1 protein-coding gene and 1 pseudogene are annotated in these 2,502 nt (G+C 39.4%); both read left to right on the top strand.

Annotation, left to right across the window (positions count from 1 at the left end; all coding sequences use genetic code 11):
* Positions 1-399: pseudogene (locus tag V7D82_RS13665) on the top strand (hypothetical protein); the annotation flags it as partial.
* A gap of 26 nt (positions 400-425) precedes the next feature.
* Positions 426-2,502 (top strand): FG-GAP repeat domain-containing protein (locus V7D82_RS13660; protein ID WP_333601505.1); only part of this gene is annotated, 2,077 nt, incomplete at its 3' end.

Genomic DNA, 2,502 nt, shown 5'->3' with positions numbered 1-2,502 from the left:
CCAACTGCGGATAATACTACTGTAGATTATAACGACACTTCGAAACCTATAGAGTTACGAGCCCGTTCCTATGTTGACATCAATTGTGCCCATTGTCATCAAACAGACAGACATTGCGATTACAGGCCTATGCGATTTGCCTTTAGTGAAACCGGAGCTGCCGATGGTTTAGGCTTAACCAATATGGGAGTTTGTGTCAGTACCTCGGACATGCAAGATTTCGATCCGGCGCTAGACAAAGTGGTAAACCCAGGCAACCCATACCGATCAATGTTGTTTTATCGAATAAATACGGATAACGAATCTTATAGAATGCCACTTCATGGCAGAACAATAATACATGAAGAAGGCGTTGCATTGATGCAAGAATGGATTAATAATTTACATCCCTGCGAATAAATACTAACTAAACTAACAAATACAAAATGAATTGGAACATCTACAAAATCAAAACACCAACTAAGTTTACTATTTCTTTAGTATTTTTGGTTATAGGATTTCAATTTTCCTATGCACAAAACACTTGTGCTACCGCATTACCCATAGCTACAGCCGGTACTTTTACCATTACGGCTATTGATGGGACAAACAGTTTACCTGCCTGTGCAACAGGAGGGGCTTTGGCCGAATGGTATGTATACACTCCGACACAGAATCACAGTGTTACCGTAACGTCTGATTTACTGGTCAATATTTGTAAAGACACACATTTTAATGTGTATACCGGTGCCTGTGGTGGACTGGCCTGCTATACCAGCGATGATGATTCAGGAACAATAGCTTGTAATTCAGGGAATACCAATTCTTACTTGTCAACCAAAACATTTGATGCTTATGCAGGAACTAGTTATTACATCGTTTGGGACAACCGATGGAGTGCTGCCGGTTTTCAGTTTCAGTTGACTGAAGCACCTCTTGTGCCAAGTCCATGCTCTACGGCAACTCCAATAACCGCAGGAACTACAACTGTTGCTGCTATAGATGGAACTAACGTTTCTACAACTTGTTCTACAGCCACATTGGCCAAATGGTATTCTTACGTTCCAACACAAAATTATCATGTTACCGTATCTTCCGATTTGATAGCTAACATCTGTAAAGACACTAATTTCAGTGTGTATACCGGTAGTTGTTCGGGTACCTTAACTTGTGTTACCAGTGATGATAATTCAGGCATCATCGCCTGTAATTCCGGAAATACCGATTCATTCTTATCTACCAAAACTTTTGATGTACTTGCCGGAACAACCTATTACATTGCTTGGGATAACAAATGGAGTACTGCAGGATTCAATTTTCAATTAACGGAAACCCCTATAATTGTACCGGTTACTTATACAACGCAAACCATAGGAACCATAAACAGTACTTATAATCTTTGTATTGTTGATATGAATGGCGATCACAAAGACGATATTGTTGGGGTAAGCGCCAATAATTTAAGAGTTCATTATCAAACGGCTACACCAGGCACTTATACTGTTGCTGACTATCCTATTTCAGGCAGCAGCATGATGCCGGGTTGGAGTATGGCAGCCGGAGATTACAACAGAGATGGTTATAATGATTTAGTATTAGGAAGTTCAAACGGGCTTTCTGTTTGGTCTTCTAATAGTACCGGAACGGCTTATAGTAATTTTACACCTGGCGATTATATATTTTGTCAAAGAACCAATTTTGCAGACCTTAATAATGACGGAAACTTAGATGTCTTTTCTTGTCATGATATTGCTCCAAACTGTTATTATCTAAATAGCGGAACCAGCTTGTCTTTTTACCAGTCAACCGTTACTCCGGGCGCTATGGAATTTGGTACTATTGGCGGAAATTATTCCACATTATTTACTGATTTTGACAATGATGGTGATACAGATGTATTTATTTCTAAATGTTCCGGGCCACCTTGTGAATTACACAGAAATGATGGTAATGGGGTTTACACCGATATATCGGCTATAGCTCAAATTAATGTTACGCCAATCCAAACCTGGTCTTCAGGAATTGCTGATTATGATAATGATGGCGATATGGATATCATCATCACAGCCAGTACGGGATTACACAAATATTTCAGAAACAACTTAGATACCTCTAACAATGTTGAAGAAGCATTTACCAACATTACTGCCGGCTCAGGATGGGATACCAACACTGCTACGAATATTGATAACGTAGCCTATGATTTTGATAATGATGGATTTGTTGATGTTATGGGCGGTGGTAGCAAAATCATGTTTAATCAAGGTAACAGTACTTTTTCAGGTGTTGCATACGGTGGAATTAGTGTGGGTGCCATTGGCGATTTAAATAACGATGGGTTTCTGGATATCCAAAGCGGATCAACTATTCGTTACGCGGTACCTAATGGAAATAACTGGTTAACGGTAGCTTTAAACGGTATTCAAAGCAACAGTAACGGAATTGGTACCCGTATTGAAATTTATGGTTCATGGGGTAAACAAATAAGAGACATCCGAAGTGGAGAAGGATTTAAATACATGA

The sequence above is a fragment of the Flavobacterium sp. genome (assembly GCF_036741995.1).
GTDB lineage: Bacteria > Bacteroidota > Bacteroidia > Flavobacteriales > Flavobacteriaceae > Flavobacterium.
The sequence above is the reverse complement of the archived record's forward strand: the minus strand, read 5'-3'. Positions and strand labels throughout refer to the sequence as shown.